Annotated in this window: 2 protein-coding genes and 1 pseudogene; all 3 read left to right on the top strand. The window is 56.3% G+C overall.

What is annotated here, in order from left to right; genetic code table 11:
- Nucleotides 1-232, top strand: a 232-nt coding sequence (locus tag H9X86_RS12005; protein ID WP_204901727.1) for a hypothetical protein, incomplete at its 5' end; no start/stop codon positions are given.
- Nucleotides 229-810, top strand: a complete 582-nt coding sequence (locus H9X86_RS12000) for a hypothetical protein (RefSeq protein ID WP_204901726.1) — start codon at nucleotides 229-231, stop codon at nucleotides 808-810. The genes H9X86_RS12005 and H9X86_RS12000, both read left to right, overlap by 4 nt.
- Nucleotides 811-892: 82 nt before the next feature.
- Nucleotides 893-1,481: pseudogene (locus tag H9X86_RS11995) on the top strand (type VI secretion protein); the annotation flags it as partial.

Below are 1,481 nucleotides of genomic sequence, written 5' to 3'. Positions count from 1 at the left end.
CAATTGGAGCTGCCGCAGTAAAAGCGGCAAGCATTACTATGGATTTCGCAGTCTGCAGGCTCTGCTGAAAAGCTATGTGGCTGGCATGCTGGGCGAAAAATACGGCTGTACCGGTGTCAAGAACGTCCGAGCTAACTATCACTTCACCCAACACCCCAGGACATTGGTCTGTCACGTCACCCTGTGCTGCACCTACCTGGTCCCGCCACACGTTACGGAGGAATTCGAATGAGCAGAAAGAAAAAAGCAAAGTCAGCCCAGTCCACCCAGCAGCTGATGGGCATTGACAGCCTCAAGGACTACTGTATCTCCACCCACATGGGGGATCTGGTGTTCTTCATCATCAAGCCCACCAACATCAGCGTCCTGCCGGACACCAGCATCACCGCAAGGATCTATGCTCTGCTCAATGTGATGAAAGGGCTGGCCGAGGTGGAAATGCTGGCGCTCAACTCCAAGGAGTCCTTTGAGTACAACAAAAACTTCTACCAGGAGCGCATGGAGCAGGAGGAGCTTCCCGCCATTGGCAAGCTTCTGGCCCAAGACAGCCAGCACCTGGATCGCATCCAGGTGTTGATGGCCTCCAGCCGGGAGTTTTATATCGTTGTCCGGCTGCGGGGAGAACAGGGCACCGATGTATTCCCCTATCTCTCTCGCATCGAGCAGAGCATCAACGACAACGGCTTCACCACCCGCCGGGCCACTCAGCAGGATCTCAAGCGGATGCTGGGTGTCTACTTTGAGCAAAACGTGACCACAGAAGACTTTGAGGATTTTGACGGGGCCCGCTGGGTCACGACCGAAGAATAAGGAGGTATCTATCTTGGCAAGCAAACCGAAAAAGTCCGCTGCCCAGATCAGCGAGGAGGCCAGCACAAAATCCTTTCTGGACATGATCGCCCCCTCCGTGGTCAGCTTCCTGCCCGACCACTTCATCTGCGGCAACACCTACCGTTGTGTCTGGGCACTCCGGGAATATCCCACCAGCACCGACGAGCAGGCCATTCTCCGTCATCTGGGCAAGAAGGACGGCATTACCCTGCATATCTACACCAGGCAGGTCACTGCCGCCGAAGAAAAGCGCATCATCCAGAATGCCACCAACAAGAACCGCCTGAGCAGCTCCAACACCAGCAATCTGCAGGAGACCATCACTGCGGAGAGCAACCTGCAGGATGTGGCCACCTTGGTGGCTTCCATGCACCGCAACCGGGAGCCTCTCCTCCACTGTGCCGTGTACCTAGAGTTGGTGGCCCCTGATTACAATGGACTCAAACTGCTCCAGACCGATGTGCTCACCGAGCTGGTTCGAAGCAAGCTGAACGTGGACAAGCTCCTGCTCCGTCAGCAGCAGGGCTTCCGCTGTGTAGGCCCCAGTGGTTACAACGTCTTCGGAGTCCAGTTTGAACGGGTGCTGCCAGCCAGTTCCGTGGCCAACCTGTACCCTTTCAACTACTCCGGCAAGCTGGACCCCAAGGGCT

This window comes from Pseudoflavonifractor capillosus (assembly GCF_016902575.1).
Classification (GTDB): Bacteria; Bacillota; Clostridia; order Oscillospirales; family Oscillospiraceae; genus Enterenecus; species Enterenecus capillosus_A.
Note: the sequence above shows the minus strand (reverse complement) of the source record. Positions and strands in the feature narration are given on the sequence as shown.